Here is a 15,070-nt window from a genome sequence, read left to right as displayed (position 1 = left end):
AACACTATCATGAAAAAATCATTCCTTCTGTGCTGTCTTTTAGTGACGGCATTTGCCTTTGGGCAAAACACCTATTTACATTGCGGTAAATTAATCGACACCAAAGAGGGGAAGATTTTAACCAATAAAACCATAATTGTTTTAGGAAAGCAGATTTTGGCTATTGAAGATGGATTTTCAACTCCTAAATCTGATGAAGATATGGTGGTAGATTTGAAGTCAAAAACCGTGATGCCAGGTCTCATTGACATGCACGTTCATATTGAAGGCGAAACAAATCCGAGAGCTTATCTTGAAAAGTATACGCTTAACGACGCTGATATTGCCTTTAATGCCCAACATTTTGCCAAGGTGACGTTGATGTCTGGTTTTACAACTGTGAGAGATTTAGGGGGTTCAGGGATTAATGTGGCGTTGAGAAACGCGGTCAATGCAGGAAAGGTGGACGGGCCGCGGATTTTTACCGCTGAAAAATCGTTGGCAACCACAGGTGGACACGCCGACCCTACCAATGGTGCCAAAAAAGGACTTTTAGAAAGTCCGGGTCCCGAAGAAGGAGTGGTTAATAGTGTTGAGGACGCTAAAAAAGCAGTGCGCCAACGTTATAAAAATGGTGCCGATTGGATAAAAATCACCGCTACTGGTGGCGTATTGAGCGTTGCTAAAAGTGGATTGAATCCGCAATTTACTGTAGAGGAAATTAAAGCCATTTGCGAAACCGCTAAAGATTATGGTATGGAAGTCGCAGCACATGCGCATGGCGATGAAGGGATGCAACGCGCCATCCAAGGCGGCGTTAAAACCATTGAGCACGGCACCATGATGAGTCAAGAAACCATGGAACTCATGAAAAAACACAATGTGTATTTGGTGCCCACCATTACTGCTGGAAAATCAGTTTCTGATAAGGCCAAAATACCTAATTATTACCCAGAGGTCATTGTTGGAAAAGCCTTGGATATTGGCCCGAAAATTCAGGACATGTTTGGAAGGGCTTATAAAAGTGGTGTTGGAATAGCTTTTGGAACAGATGCCGCCGTGTTTGCCCATGGCGATAATGCCAAAGAATTTGGCTATATGGTGGAAGCTGGAATGCCGGCAATTAAAGCCATTCAGAGCGCGACCCTTACAAATGCGATGTTGCTGAAAATGGAAGATCAATTAGGGCAATTAAAAGCAGGATATTTGGCAGATATTGTCGCTACAAATGAAGATCCTACTGAGACTATTGGTACTATGATGGATATTGTATTTGTGATGAAAGAAGGAAAAATATATAAAAATTAAGGTTTTTTGCGTTTCACATCCCTTAACAATACACCTTTTCAATTGCTAATATGATAATTAAAACGCCTAATGCTTGAGGGTGTCATAATTAAGGTGTTGATTAACATGGTTTTAGCTTTTAAAACTTGTCTTTAAGCCTCTAATGTTGTTTCTTTGTAAGCAATGAACCCTGATAAACAATGGTTATGAGGAGGTCATCAAACTTAAGTTTTGTTTTGAAAAGCATATTGTTTTGATGTCAAATTCATTTCACATTAACAAAAACAGAAAGGACTTATGAAACTGATTAGTATTAAAAGAGAAACGAAACCTGAAGGAAGATTTACACCAAAAATGGGATCTTTACTAACAAACGTCACCTACATTAAAAAGCAATTTTTAAGTATTCCTTACAAAACCTTACACAAATACAGAGAAACGTATTACGGTGAGATTAAAGATTGTGAAGATTGCAACCTTGCTCATTAAATAAATACACAAAAGTAAAAAGCCTCATGCATTATGAGGCTTTTTTTATGCGTTTACTTTTTCTAATTTCTTTTGTTGAAAACTGGCAATAACCAGTAGAATCATTCCGAAACTGACGGACATGTCTGCGACGTTAAATATGCCTGTTCTAAACACACCACCTAAATCGATATGAAAAAAATCAGTCACAGAACCATACATAAATCGGTCAAAAACATTGGCAATTCCACCGCCTACGATACAGCAAAAAGCAATCAAGCTTAATCGGTCCAACGTTTTATTGGTCAGGATATAATACACCACCCCTCCCAAAACAATTACAGGTAAAATCAGTAATAGCACCCACTTTAAAGCAGGGCTTAAATCACTTCCCATGCCTAAAAAAGCACCTTCGTTTTCTACTTTGGTGAGTATAAAGGTGTCTCCAATAAGCTCAATCACTTCGTATTGTGCTATTTTGGCCCTTACGATAAATTTTGAAATTTGATCTATGGTAATATTGGCAACAATCAATAAGATGATGCTTATGGTTCTGGATAGTTTCATCTGTTATAAATTAGGGGTAAAAGTGGCTGCTGCTGTTTGCGCGTCTCTGTTTATTTTTTTAACCAATCCTTGCAGCACATTTCCAGGACCGACTTCTGTAAACAATACAGCGCCATCTGCTATCATTTGTTGTACAGACTGTGTCCAACGTACCGGTGCCGTCAATTGTGAGATTAGATTTCGTTTTATGTCATTTTCATTAATAACTGCAGAAGCTGTCACATTTTGATAAATTGGGCAGTTAGGAGTGCCAAATGGTGTGTTTTCAATGGCCGCCGCTAACTCTTCCCGAGCGGGTTCCATTAAAGGTGAATGAAAGGCACCGCCAACAGGCAGTACCAAAGCGCGTTTGGCACCAGCCACTTTCATCGCTTCACAAGCGCGATTGATGGCATCTACTTCACCTGAAATAACTAACTGTCCTGGGCAATTGTAATTTGCCGGTACAACAACACCTTCTATTGTTTTACAAACCTGCTCCACAATAGCGTCTTCCAGTCCTAAAACGGCAGCCATTGTGCTTGGTTGCAATTCACATGCTTTTTGCATGGCCAACGCTCGTTTAGAAACTAGTTTTAAGCCATCTTCAAATGATAAAGCGCCATTGGCCACCAAAGCCGAAAATTCGCCTAAAGAATGCCCTGCTACCATATCGGGTCTAAAGTTGTCGCCTAAGGTTTTGGCTAAAATGACCGAATGCAAAAAAATAGCCGGTTGGGTTACTTTGGTTTCTTTAAGATTTTCAGCAGTGCCTTCAAACATCACGTCCGTGATACAGAAGCCCAAAATATCATTGGCTTCTTCAAAAAGTTTTTGGGCTATCGATGATTTTTCGTAAAGATCCAGTCCCATGCCCGTAAATTGGGCACCCTGACCGGGAAATATATATGCATTCATTGTATGTTCAATTTAGTTTGCAAAAATAGGAATATTTTTTAGATGGAAATTGATATGTGGGGGATCGAATTTTCCACGCTAGAATTGCGCCAAAGTATTAAATACTTATTGGTTGTTGATCGTTTTTATAATTTTTGCAGGATTGCCAGCCACCACAACATCATCAGGAAAACATTTAGTCACAACAGATCCTGCGCCGACCACTACATTATTGCCAAGGGTAACGCCTGGACAAATGGTAGCGTTACCACCAATCCAAACATTCTGTCCTATAACGATTGGTTTTGCGTATTCTACGCCGCTATTTCGTGCTTTATATTCTAAAGGATGTGTGGCCGTGTAGATCTGAACGTTAGGGCCAAGCATGGTATTGTCGCCTATAGTAACCAGACTCACATCTAAAATGCAACAATTAAAATTCATATACACATTGGCGCCCAATTGAATATTGTAACCATAATCACAATAAAATGGTGGCTCAATGTAGAGGTTTTCTGTAGGACTCTCAAAAAGCTCTTCAAGTACAGCTTTTCGATGTTCAATCTCATCTGGATGTGATTGATTATAAGTTCCAAATAAAAGTCGCGAGCGTCTCCGGTCTGCAATCAATTGCGGATCTGCTGGAGCATATATTTCGCCAGCAATCATTTTCTCTTTTTCACTTTTCATTTTAAAAATATAAACAATTAAAAATCATGGCTTTGGCTATACTTCTTGAGTTGTATACTGGTTTTATCATCTGTGTCGGGTAAAACAGTTTGCAAACCCCATTAAAACATGACCTGGTGCGAGATCTCAAAAATGACACCTTGTTTTTGAAGCCAATTTCACTTAGAGTGATTGGGCAAATTTAATTTAGAATAACGACTGTTTATCATTCAGTTACAATCAAGTCTTTGTTCTTTTCCCGATAGCCATCGGGACTATAAGCGCAGCGATCTTAATTCTTTATCGGACAATAATGATAGAGTTTATAACCCGATTATTGCAGCTTCTGCGCAACGTTCGCCATCCATAGCCGCCGAGACGATACCGCCTGCATAGCCACCACCTTCGCCACAAGGGAACAAATTTGAAATTTGGGGATGTTCTAAACGTTCATTTCTGGGAATGCTAATTGGAGATGAGGTGCGAGATTCTACACCAATAATATTTGCCTCTTCAGTATAAAACCCTTTCATTTTTTCGCCAAAGGCTTTAAATCCGTTACGTAGGCGGCCACCAATCAGTTTTGGAAGTAAGGAATGTAAGGGCGCTGATTTTAATCCGGGCTGATAGGAGGAAGGGTTGAGGTCTGATGAGAGTTTACCATTTACAAAGTCTGTCAGACGTTGCGCGGGGGCGACTTGACTTCTGCCGCCTGCGGTAAAGGCCAAACGCTCTAAATCTTCTTGATATTTCAACGCTTTCAGCACCCCAAAATGCTCGTATTTGTATAAATCTTTATCGGCATTGATTTCCACCACAATTCCGGAATTGGCAAATTGATTATTGCGCTTTGAGGGCGACATCCCGTTGACCACAACTTCACCATTGGCAGTTGCAGCGGGCACAATAAAGCCCCCTGGGCACATACAGAAAGAATACACGCCGCGTTCATTTACTTGTTCCACTAGGCTATAAGCCGCAGCGGGAAGTAAAGCGTCGCGCTCACTGCTACAGCTGTATTGAATGGAGTCAATAATATGTTGCGGATGCTCTACCCGCACACCCATGGCAAAGGATTTTGCTTCGAGAGCAATGTTTTTATCGTGTAGTAAATAGTAAATATCACGAGCTGAATGTCCCGTGGCTAAAATTACCCGTTCCACATCCATAGTTTGACCATTTTGAAGGACCAAGGCTTTGATTTCCACTTTTGAAATGATGAAGTCTGTAACTCGCGTTTCAAAATGTATTTCGCCACCGTTGTTAATAATAGTTTCTCTGACATTCTGTACCACCTTTGGCAATTTGTTAGTACCAATATGAGGATGGGCATCCACTAAAATTTGATCTGTAGCCCCGTGAAATACGAGGTTTTCAAACACCCTACGCACATCACCTCGTTTTAAACTTCTGGTATATAATTTTCCGTCACTATAAGTTCCGGCACCACCTTCTCCAAAACAATAATTGGAATCTTCATTGACAAAATGATCTTGATTGATGGCTTTCAAATCGCGACGTCTATCCTGAACATTTTTACCCCGTTCCAAAACAATCGGCTTAAAACCTAATTCGATACAACGCAAGGCAGCATACATTCCTGCTGGTCCGAATCCGATGATATGAATAGGTTTGGCGTTAGAAACATCTTTGTAGTCAAAATGATATTCAGAAGTTTCAGGCAATGGTTCATTGATGTATACAGCCACCTTATAATTGAAGACAATTGATTTTTTACGTGCATCAATAGATTTGCGCAACACTTTAATTCCTATGATATCATTGCTAGATATATCCAGAAATTGAGCCGATTTACGAGTTAAAATATCAGATTGCTTTTCTTCTTGTAGTGTTACACGAAGTTGAATGTCTTTTATCATAAACCAGTTTTAATAATAATATAAATTGAGAGTTTAATGCACACAAAATTTAATTGTTAAAGAGTAAAATTAAAGAGAAATAAATTTGAATATTAATCCTATTGAAAATTCAATATCCGCAAGATCTTTTAACTCTTTTAGAAAAAAAGATCCTCCGCCATTGAAAGACAGATCAACATGGAATAAGTTTGTTCTAATAAGTTTTGACTTCAGGCCAATTGAACCCCCTATACTATGATAAGCAAAATAATAACCATTGTCAAATACACCTGACTTCTCACTTTCAATTTTTTCACCATAGGTGTTATAAAATAACTTTAAATGGCTAAAAATTATGCCGCTTTTATTACTAATATTGTTTTTTTGATGTAAGCTTAATGAAGTAGATATTATTGCAGGCCCCTCAAAAATGTAATCTTTGTACTTAATTGTATGTGTGTTAAAAGGAATTGTGACTGAAACTGAAATATTCTTTAATATATAATAATTAATAGAAAATTTCTGAGTTATTAATGTTTCATTAATTGAGGTTGAATCACTAAGTATTTTAGTTTCTTGATCTTCTGAATTATCAAAATTTTTGTATTTAAAGATGAAATTTAGATTTGTGGATGTGCTAATTCCTAAAATGAAAAAACTATTAAATTTATGAATTATCTGTTGTGGTTCACTTACGAAATCGTTCTTATCTTTTATATATAAATAGTATGATTTTATTCGATCTTCTAATGTAAAAGTTGAATTTAACTTTAATAATTTAATTTTTGGTTTTTTATAAAAATTAGCTGAATCTAATTGGAAATCATGAAATATATATTTTTCATGTAATTTGTTATCAAATTTTAATCCTATTTTTTTAGTTGTTATTAAAATTTCATTTTTTACAATAGAATCTCTGTAAATAGGAAAAAATTGTGACTGGTTTAGAGAATTTAATGTTTCTTTATTAAGTACACTAAAGTTGTGCTCTGAATAAGTAATACTATCATAAAGAACTAATTTTGAGGGTTTTTCAATCGTATTAACCACCACCACTATTTCATTTGAATTTTCAATGCCATCAAATACTTTAAATCCTATCTTGAAAATTCCATTTTTATGTATTTCAATTTTTTGGATAGGCTCATTTTCAATAAATGTTATTTTATCATTTAATTTTATGTCAGCATTGTTAGAGTGAATATTGCGCCAGTGATAAAATATTTCCTCCGTATCTTCATCCACGGAATTAATGCCATTCAATTCAACTGTTGAATTTAATGGAACTAAAATTGTATCTCCAGTTTTTAAATTTCTTTCGAAATATTTTAAAATAGTTCTAGGCTTAGAGTTAGATTCTTTAAATAATCTTTGTAATGCATTAGTAATTTCTTTTTTATAATTTTTGTCCTTGGGATTAATAAAAAGATCTTCTGTTCCTACTAATTTGGCATAAGAAGTATTAAGGTTATTAAGACTATCTTTGGGAATAAATAATTGAAATTGAAATTCTATTAATTCGAGTAAAGTGATTGTTTTTACAACCAACAAATAACTGCTTTTATTAATTTGATTATTAATTTCTTGCATTCCAGCCATTTCAGAATCAGTCAGGTTGAAATTACTGTTTTCAGGATTGAAATATATTTGGAGGAGTTTTTCTTTTTCGGATTCAATTTTATTTTGAAGTTTTAATTGATTTAAACTAGTTGAATTAAAAAGATAATTTTGTGTTTTGTTGTTTTTTAAGCTATCAATTGAAGCTTCAATGAAAGGTTGTAAATAACCTTGACCCTCATAATAAACTGCAATTTTCTTTTCTTGTGAAAATAAGAATTGTGTAAGTAACACAAATACGAATATCCAGATCCTTTCTATAAACATCCTAAAATAATATTCTGAATTTTTTGAAAATTTTTAATTGCTAAGTCATCAACTCTTCTTTGCAGTTCGTCAAGAATTGTATTTTTTGGATTGGAACTGATATAAGGCAAATACATCTCATTAAATGTATGGCATAAGACGCCGTTATATTTTAGGGTTAAAAATCCACCGTTATAAACATAAATTCCTGAATCCTCATGTATTTCAGAAAGCTCACCGTTATAAGTTAACTCTATGACATTCTTTGAACTTTGATTTATTTTTATTTTTTTAGAATCACTTATATATTTAAATAGCTCAATACTACCTTTTATGGCGTAGCTGATTGTATTATTGTTTTCATTTGCGTTTATAATAGTTGGATTTCCGGTGTATATGGTTCCATGATTGACTCCTACATTAGAGTTGGTTACAGCACCTTCATTAGTATCTATGTTTGTTACTGTTTCTAAGTCTTTATTATTATATATTATTGGAGATAAGGAGTTATCATCAGAATATTTACTGTTGATGTATGGAACAATTATCGCTGCTAAAGCTCCGATTAAAGCAATTATTATTTCATTCTTTCTGTTTTTATTTCCTTCTTTGGTCATTCAATATTAAATAATGTAACTAATATAATCTTTTAATTACAATGCATACCTAAAGTTCGAGAATTATAAAGCTCTAAAAATCAACTTTCTGTGTTTAAAAATAATAGGCTGTTTTTCCTCATGAAGTGGTACACGGTATAGAATGTCTTTTATCATGATGCAATATTACTTAAAAACGGCTAAGAATAAACTCCAGCAAAGTAATTATTTGTTGTTTATAGGTTGCACGACACATTAAATTCCGCAGTTTATTTTACCCTAACCAATTGATGTGGTGGCTTAATTAGGGCTATTTTCCATTTGCGAAGAAATAAACGGAATTCTTGGCGCTAAGAAATACCCGGTCAAACTAGCGAACAGGATGGGGATAAAATAGGTGAAACCAGTGAGGGTAGCTAACAAGATAGTGGTACTCATGGGCGTCCTAGTTACACAAGCATTTATGGCGGCCATACAGCTTACAATGGTAAGGGACAAGCTTATAGAGGGAAGAAACTGATGGATAATCAGTCCCAAGGTTGCGCCACAAAAGAATAGTGGGATGATGAACCCACCACGCCAACCTGAGGTTACGGTAATAGCGATTGCAATAATTTTAAAAACTAAAATGGCAATTAAAAGCTGCACTGAAAAATCGCCAATAAGCAATTGACTGATTTCATGGTGTCCAAAATAGCGGGTGATGGGAAGGTAAAATACGATAATTCCAAGCATAATTCCACCAAGTGTAGTTTTGATGTAAATAGGGGCCTGTAATTTTCCGAATGCAGATTTAAAGAATTTTGTACAAAATATAAATAGCCAACCGACAATGGTTGCGGCAATGGCGAAGAGTACAGCATATCCAAAATCGAATTTATCCTGCATTTCATAAGTAGGCAAGTCCCAAATAGGACCAATACCGAGATGAACAATGATGGCAAAAATGAGATAACTAAATGAACTGGCCACAAAGGCAGGAATGATGGCTTTATAATACTCAACAGCGTATTTGTGGTGCAAAATCTCCAAAGAGAATAAACTTCCGCCCAAGGGTGCGCCAAATAAGGCTGTAAATCCTGATGCCATACCGGCAATACTCATAGAGCGAAGTTCCTCGCCTTTAAGTCGGAACAGTTTGCCTAGCCAAGTCCCCGTAGACCCGGTTACCTGTACCAAAGGTGCTTCCGGACCAAGACTTCCTCCTGAAGCGATACACAAGAGGGAAGACAACACCATGGAAGGGTTGTTTTTAGGATCCAGCTTTCCTTTATTAAACCTAATGTTGTTGACAATGAGATGGATTTCACCAGGATCGCCTATAAAATGGATGATTAATCCGGCCAATAAGCCACAAACAGCCATGGTAGGGATGACCAGCCACCCTTCAAAAAAAGCAAGTTGATGGGTTAAAAATTCTAGGATTATCCAATATACACTCGCAATGATGCCACCAAACAAGCCCAGTACTGCCCAAAGTATAAATTTCCTACTAAATACAAAGGGGTTAAATTGAATGGGTTGGTCTAAAATGTTGAGATAGGTAACTAACTTCCGTCTTCTCTTAAGCTTCACTGGTTACGTTTTATCTTCTTTGATAGGTAATAAATGAGAATGCGTATGGATGTTGCGCGTCCTTTTGGTTGTGTCTATTCTGTGTTTCAACCCATTCCGAACCTTCAATTTTTGGAAAAAACGCATCACCTTCAAAGGTTTCGTGAACTCTGGTCAATTCAATTTTATCTGCATAAGGCATCGCTTGTCTGTAAATTTCACCACCTCCAATGATAAATGGTTGAGAGTCATTTTTAGCTGCATCTAAAGCATCTTCAATATTGTGGACCACTATAACACCATTAGGAACCGTATAGTTTTGTTGACGTGTAATGATAATATGAGTTCTATTAGGAAGTGGTTTGGAAAAACTTTCGAAGGTTTTTCTACCCATAATGATACAATGGTTGGAAGTTAAGGCCTTAAAACGCTTTAAATCGTCACTCAGGTGCCAAATCAATCCATTGTCTTTGCCTATGGAATCATTTTCTCCAGCCGCTGCAATCACGGTTAGATTTTTATGAATTCGTGTTTTTTTTTCTGGGATTGCAGGCGTTGCAACAGGCTGCGTTTGTTCCACTTCGGTTTTAAGGATTTTAATACGTGCCTTCTGTTTGGATACTAATTTGCTGAGCTGTGCTTCTTCCCAATCTTTACCCATAAACTTGTGCGTTACAAACACATTAAATAAATGGAATACAAACAGGAATAACCAAGCTAAAATGGCAAACACAAACCAATCTAATCCGAAAATTTTTGTGAATTCGCCCACTCCCAAAACGGTGTTCAAAATAATTAAAAAAATGGCGCCAATTAGAAAAATGACAAAGTGAAAATACAAACGTTTTTTTTGTTTAATTCGGCGTTGGGCATTTTCTATGAGCTGTAACTGCTCTTTATCAATATGTGTGACTGGTTTCTTTTTTCCGAACATCGTGTTAAAATTTTATGTAAAGTTAGTTTTTTTTGATGACATCATAATTGAGAACCACAAATCTTTGGAACGGTCGTTATTCTACCCGCAGTGATAATGTGAACCTGTTGGAAATTAGCACAAAAGAAGTCCTTAAGTTATTTTATTGTTAAATAAACTGTGTTTCATTCTCAAGTTGAAATATTTTAGAATCCGTTTTTATGAAATTCATAAATATTTGATTTGTGGGCAGTTAAACCATAGCCACTATAAAATTGTTTTATACATTTGCTACAAAAAATAATTCATTTCTATTATGGCAATTACAAAACAATATTTAAAAAGTAAACCTATTTGCAAAGTCACCTTTTCAGTGTCTGCTGCAGACGCTTCAAAAATAACTGTATTGGGAACTTTTAATGAATGGAATGCGGAACGAGCGTTGGAGCTTAAGAAGTTGAAGAACGGAACATTTAGAGGCACTTTGAATTTAGAAAAAGACAACTCCTATGAGTTTAGATACTTAGTAGATGGCACATTCATCAATGATGAGCATGCAGATGCTTATAAAACCAATGAATTTGGTGGCGAAAACGCCGTGTTGAATTTGTAATCACCTTTATCAAATAACATTATTGTCCGATAAAGAATTAAGATCGCTGCGCTTATAGTCCCGATAACTATCGGGAAAAGAACAAAGACTTGATCGTAACTGACTGATAAACAGCCGTTACTCTAAATTAAATTTGCCCAATCACTCTAAGTGAAATTGGTTTCAAAAACAAGTTGCCATTTTTAAGTTCTCGAACCAGATCATGCTTTAAGGAGATTTGCAAACTTTTCACCTGTTTTACCGGACACTGATGATCAAATAATTAGAAAGAGCGTTTTCTCTTCGGGAAAACGCTCTTTTTAATTCTAAATTTACGTGAAACAAGCATATTAAAGTTACACTGCAACGATGCCTTTAATATGGGGGTGTGGATTGTAGTCTTCTAGAGTGAAATCTTCAAATTTGAACTCGAAAATATCTTTGATCTCTGGATTTAATTTCATTTTTGGAAGCGGTCTTAACTCACGAGATAGTTGCAGTTCTAATTGTTCCATATGGTTGTTGTAGATGTGTGCATCACCAAACGTATGAATGAATTCTCCAGGTTCATAGCCGCATACTTGCGCCAACATCATGGTAAACAGTGCGTAAGATCCAATATTAAAAGGTACGCCCAAAAAGATATCAGCACTGCGTTGGTACAACTGGCAGGATAATTTCCCGTCTGCTACATAAAATTGAAAAAAGGCATGGCACGGTGGAAGTGCCGCTTTACCATTGGCCACGTTTTCTGAAAATGATTTTGAGGTGTCTGGTAATACAGAAGGATTCCACGCAGAAACCAACATACGTCGGCTATTTGGGTTAGTTTTAAGCGTCTCTACAATATCCTTAATCTGATCTATCTCATCGTTATTCCAGTTGCGCCACTGGTGGCCGTACACCGGGCCTAAATCGCCATTGGTATCCGCCCATTCATTCCAGATCCTAACCCCGTTATCGTTGAGATAGTTGATGTTGGTATCACCCTTCAAAAACCAAAGCAATTCGTAAATAATCGATTTTAAATGGACTTTTTTGGTGGTCACCATTGGGAAGCCTTCGCTCAGATCAAAGCGCATTTGATATCCAAACACACTTTTGGTTCCAGTTCCAGTGCGGTCTCCTTTTTGAGTACCGTACTCTAATACGTGCTTTACTAGGTCGTGATATTGTTTCATGGCAACTTCCCACGAACGTGGGAATCTCATTAAATTAAACTTTCATTTTACTTCGGGAGCAAAATTAAAGAAAGTTAAGAACTTCTCGAAGTTATATGTGCATTAAAGTTAGAAGTGAAGTAAGTTACGTGTACTTAAGTTGTAGGATATTAAATTTGAACGTTCATTAAAGTTAGCAACAAGCCACGTAAGATTCCTGCCTTCGCAGGAATTACATTACCCAATAATCATCCCGGCAATCGTGGCCGACAATAGAGAGGCTATGGTACCGCCTATAAGGGCTTTCAATCCAAATTCAGATAAGGTTTTACGCTGTCCCGGTGCTAAAGAACCGATGCCTCCAATTTGAATGCCTATGGATGCAAAATTGGCGAATCCGCATAACATATAGGTGGCCATAATGATTGATTTTTCAAATTTTAAATGGGTTGCACTGGCTACGTTTTTCAGCTCTGCCAATTGGATATAGCCAACAAATTCACTTGCAGCCAATTTTATACCCAATAATTGTCCCATGAGTGCCATATCTTCCTTTGCAACACCAATGAGCCACATTAACGGCGAAAAGATGTAGCCTAATATAAATTCTAAGGACAAGGCCAAATAAGGTGTGTTATTGGCAATGAGCGTATTTAAACCTGTCACGCTTCCCAGTTTACCAAAACCATAATTGATCATGGCTATAAAAGCGATAAAGACCAAAAGCATGGCGCCTACGTTTGCGGCTAATTTTAAGCCTTCAGTAGTTCCGTTTGCAATAGCATCTAAAACGTTAGAGCCAATATTATCTTGTGTAACGTGAATTTCAGTGTTGATTTCTTTTTGTTGTGGATACAACATTTTTGAGATGACAATGGCACCAGGAGCCGCCATAACAGATGCAGTTAACAAGTGCTTTGCATAAAATAGTTTTAGCGCTTCATCTTCACCACCTAAAAACCCGATATAGGCGGCCAGTACACCACCTGCTACTGTGGCCATTCCACCAATCATGACCAATAAAATTTCAGACTTGGTCATTTTCTCTAAATACGCTTTGATCATTAAGGGGGCCTCAGTTTGACCTAAGAAAATATTACCGGCAACACTTAAACTTTCAGCTCCTGATATTTTTAAGAGTTTTGTCAGTACCCAAGCCATACCCGCGACGACCTTTTGAATGACTCCTAAATAAAACAATAGAGAGGTTAGGGCTGAAAAGAAAATGATGGTTGGCAAGACTTGAAATAGGAAAATGAACCCAAAGCTGCTGATATCCATCATGCCTCCAAGTAGAAATTCACTTCCTGCCTGGGTGAATTCTAAAACTTTTACGAACATTTTTCCGACAACCTCAAATGTTTTTTGAATGAAAGGGATTTTTAAAACCCCAATGGCCAATAGCAATTGCGCTGCAAGCCCGAAGCCTATGGTTTTCCAATTGATGGCTTTTCTGTTTTGACTCAGCAGATAGGAGATCAACAACAAGACGAACATCCCCAAAGCGCCGCGTAATAAACTGGACGTTGAAAATCCCTGACTTGGTATGATGCCGCTAGTAGCCGCTTCAGTTACCGCTAAGACCTCTTTAGGAGTTGAAAAAATATAATTAACCTCTTTGTTGTCTTGAAGTACCAATGTTGAATCTGTGAGTGTTTCAACAGTAAAATGCTTGATTGTTTCAGAAGGGGTGTCGTAATAAAGAACCAGTAATTTGTTTTGGGTAATATAGTTGCCTTCCGTATGGCTGCTATCTTTTGCGGCTAAGAAGAAGGTGAAATCGCCATCTTTAAGAGATAGCCCATCTGTATTTTTATTAATGTTGTAAAGATTGACACCTTGATCATTTTGAACTGCTTCAAATTGCCATTTCTTCTCTATGCTTTGCCCTATTAGTGTTGTTATTCCAAAAAAAATAGCTGTAAAAGCTAAAAAGAAATGTTTCATTTGGCAGATCGTTTAACGTTTTGAAATTTCATCTCTTATTTTTGCTGCCATTTCATAATCTTCACTTAAGACGGCCTGTTCCAATAAAGAATGCAGTTCTTCAAGCGTTTTGTTCTTGTAATTATCCTGAAAGGTGGATTCAATTTCTTCAGCTACCAAATCATCCAAAAGGATGCTATCCTGTTGCTCGTCTTCTTTTTGCGGATTGATCTTTAAGTAGATTCCTGCCTTATCCAAAATATTTTTATACGTAAATATTGGGGCTTGAAAACGAAGTGCCAACGCAATGGCATCACTAGTCCTGGCGTCTATAATTTCTTCAATTTTATCACGCTCGCAAATGAGACTGGAATAAAATACCCCATCTACCAATTTATGGATGATGACTTGTTTGACAATAATGTCAAAGCGATCAGCGAAATTTTTAAAAAGATCATGGGTTAAAGGACGCGGCGGACGGATTTCCTTTTCGAGTGCAATGGCAATGGATTGCGCTTCAAATGCACCAATTACAATAGGGAGTTTGCGATCGCCATCTACCTCATTCAAGATCAAGGCATATGCGCCATTTTGCGTTTGGCTATAGGATATTCCCTTTATGTTCAATCGGACTAAACTCATATAATTTAAAAGGCAAATAACTGTTTAAATTGGGACTTTACCAACTGTGATCCACATAATTTTTTGGGAAGTTCCCGATAGAAAATAGAATTTTGAAAATGTTTGCCACAAATACATGA

At 36.8% G+C, this 15,070-nt stretch carries 14 protein-coding genes; 3 read left to right on the top strand and 11 right to left on the bottom strand.

Annotated elements, in window-relative coordinates; translation table 11 throughout:
* Positions 1-9: 9 nt before the first annotated feature.
* Together JEM65_RS06690 and JEM65_RS06685 are read left to right on the top strand one after the other, a co-directional pair.
* Entirely contained in the window at positions 10-1,287 is a 1,278-nt protein-coding gene (locus tag JEM65_RS06690) for a metal-dependent hydrolase family protein (RefSeq protein WP_199598171.1), read from the top strand.
* A gap of 276 nt (positions 1,288-1,563) precedes the next feature.
* On the top strand, positions 1,564-1,755 hold the full coding sequence (locus tag JEM65_RS06685) for a hypothetical protein (RefSeq protein ID WP_199598170.1): 192 nt from the start codon (positions 1,564-1,566) through the stop codon (positions 1,753-1,755).
* Positions 1,756-1,800: 45 nt separating this feature from the next.
* On the opposite strand, the gene lspA is transcribed toward JEM65_RS06685, so the two are convergent.
* From lspA to JEM65_RS06645, 8 genes are all read right to left on the bottom strand, one after another.
* Entirely contained in the window at positions 1,801-2,301 is a 501-nt protein-coding gene (gene lspA, locus JEM65_RS06680) for a signal peptidase II (protein ID WP_199598169.1), read from the bottom strand.
* A 3-nt stretch (positions 2,302-2,304) separates the two neighbouring features.
* Positions 2,305-3,198 (bottom strand): ACP S-malonyltransferase, encoded by an 894-nt coding sequence (gene fabD, locus JEM65_RS06675; protein WP_199598168.1) that lies wholly within the window; start codon positions 3,196-3,198, stop codon positions 2,305-2,307.
* A gap of 105 nt (positions 3,199-3,303) precedes the next feature.
* Positions 3,304-3,867: a sugar O-acetyltransferase gene (locus JEM65_RS06670; protein ID WP_199598167.1), complete on the bottom strand. Its 564-nt coding sequence runs from the start codon at positions 3,865-3,867 to the stop codon at positions 3,304-3,306.
* Positions 3,868-4,169: 302 nt separating this feature from the next.
* The gene (locus JEM65_RS06665; RefSeq protein WP_199598166.1) at positions 4,170-5,726 is read right to left on the bottom strand and encodes an NAD(P)/FAD-dependent oxidoreductase; all 1,557 of its coding nucleotides are present in this window, start codon (positions 5,724-5,726) and stop codon (positions 4,170-4,172) included.
* Between the two features lie 69 nt (positions 5,727-5,795).
* A complete protein-coding gene (locus tag JEM65_RS06660; RefSeq protein ID WP_199598165.1) occupies positions 5,796-7,556 on the bottom strand; it encodes a hypothetical protein in 1,761 nt (586 codons plus the stop codon).
* Between the two features lie 23 nt (positions 7,557-7,579).
* Positions 7,580-8,185: a hypothetical protein gene (locus JEM65_RS06655; protein ID WP_199598164.1), complete on the bottom strand. Its 606-nt coding sequence runs from the start codon at positions 8,183-8,185 to the stop codon at positions 7,580-7,582.
* Between the two features lie 279 nt (positions 8,186-8,464).
* Positions 8,465-9,739 carry a chloride channel protein gene (locus JEM65_RS06650; RefSeq protein WP_199598163.1) on the bottom strand — a complete coding sequence of 425 codons (1,275 nt, stop codon included), beginning with the start codon at positions 9,737-9,739 and terminating at the stop codon, positions 8,465-8,467.
* Positions 9,740-9,749: 10 nt separating this feature from the next.
* The gene (locus JEM65_RS06645) at positions 9,750-10,652 is read right to left on the bottom strand and encodes a dihydrofolate reductase (RefSeq protein WP_199598162.1); all 903 of its coding nucleotides are present in this window, start codon (positions 10,650-10,652) and stop codon (positions 9,750-9,752) included.
* Between the two features lie 295 nt (positions 10,653-10,947).
* Here JEM65_RS06645 and JEM65_RS06640 point away from each other — a divergent pair, with 295 nt between their 5' ends.
* Positions 10,948-11,244: an isoamylase early set domain-containing protein gene (locus tag JEM65_RS06640; RefSeq protein ID WP_199598161.1), complete on the top strand. Its 297-nt coding sequence runs from the start codon at positions 10,948-10,950 to the stop codon at positions 11,242-11,244.
* 335 nt (positions 11,245-11,579) lie between these two features.
* Here the strand turns inward: JEM65_RS06640 and JEM65_RS06635 are convergent, their stop codons facing one another.
* The 3 genes from JEM65_RS06635 to JEM65_RS06625 all read right to left on the bottom strand — a co-directional run bounded on the left by JEM65_RS06635 (position 11,580) and on the right by JEM65_RS06625 (position 14,951).
* The gene (locus tag JEM65_RS06635) at positions 11,580-12,404 is read right to left on the bottom strand and encodes a thymidylate synthase (protein ID WP_199598210.1); all 825 of its coding nucleotides are present in this window, start codon (positions 12,402-12,404) and stop codon (positions 11,580-11,582) included.
* Between the two features lie 216 nt (positions 12,405-12,620).
* Positions 12,621-14,330 (bottom strand): nucleoside transporter C-terminal domain-containing protein, encoded by a 1,710-nt coding sequence (locus JEM65_RS06630; RefSeq protein ID WP_199598160.1) that lies wholly within the window; start codon positions 14,328-14,330, stop codon positions 12,621-12,623.
* A gap of 12 nt (positions 14,331-14,342) precedes the next feature.
* Complete coding sequence (locus JEM65_RS06625; protein ID WP_199598159.1) at positions 14,343-14,951, bottom strand: bifunctional nuclease family protein; 609 nt, start codon at positions 14,949-14,951, stop codon at positions 14,343-14,345.
* Between the last annotated feature and the right edge of the window lie 119 nt (positions 14,952-15,070).

This window comes from Gelidibacter salicanalis, assembly GCF_016469035.1.
Classification (GTDB): domain Bacteria; phylum Bacteroidota; class Bacteroidia; order Flavobacteriales; family Flavobacteriaceae; genus Gelidibacter; species Gelidibacter salicanalis_A.
This window is presented reverse-complemented; position numbering and strand designations above follow the sequence as displayed.